At 70.6% G+C, this 635-nt stretch carries 1 pseudogene; it reads right to left on the minus strand.

What is annotated here, in order from left to right:
• A pseudogene (locus IEY93_RS39110) lies at positions 1-623 on the minus strand (hypothetical protein); the annotation flags it as partial.
• Positions 624-635 lie beyond the last annotated feature (12 nt).

A 635-nucleotide genomic window follows, 5' to 3' on the forward strand; every position in this document is an offset into this window, starting at 1 on the left:
AGCCACGGCTGCGCATCCACCGACAACCGGCCGCTGAACACCACCGACTCCCCGCCGGCCACCTCCGTCACCGCACCCCACACCGGGTGTGCCACACCGGTCAGCCCCGCCACCGCCACATCCCCGGCCTCGGCCGGAGCCATCACCCAGTACGGCTGGTGCTGGAAGGCGTAGGTCGGCAGTTCCACGTGCCGGGCGGGGACGTTGGCGAAGTAGGTCTCCCAGTCGACGGTGACGCCGCAGGTGTGCAGGTGGGCCAGGGCGGCCACGAAGGCACGAGCCCCGTCGAACGCGACGGCCTCTTCCCGCTGCCCGCGCTTCGCGTTACCCCGTCCACCAGCGGGAACGCAGATCTCCTCACCGGTCAGGGTCTGCTGCGCCAACGCCGTCAGCGTCGCATCCGGACCCACCTCGACAAAGACCGTCGCCCCGATGGCGCGTGCCGCGGAGACTCCGTCGGCGAACCGCACCGCCTCCCGCACATGCCGCACCCAATACCCCGGATCGCTGAGCAGCCCCGGCTCCGCCACCCGCCCGGTCACGTTCGACACCACCGGAATCAACGGCTCAGCGAAGACCAGCGACGACACCACGTCCCGGAACTCCGCCAGCATCGGCTCCATCAACGGCGAATG

Origin of the sequence: Sphaerisporangium melleum (assembly GCF_014646695.1) — a bacterium.
GTDB classification, from domain to species: domain Bacteria; phylum Actinomycetota; class Actinomycetes; order Streptosporangiales; family Streptosporangiaceae; genus Sphaerisporangium; species Sphaerisporangium melleum.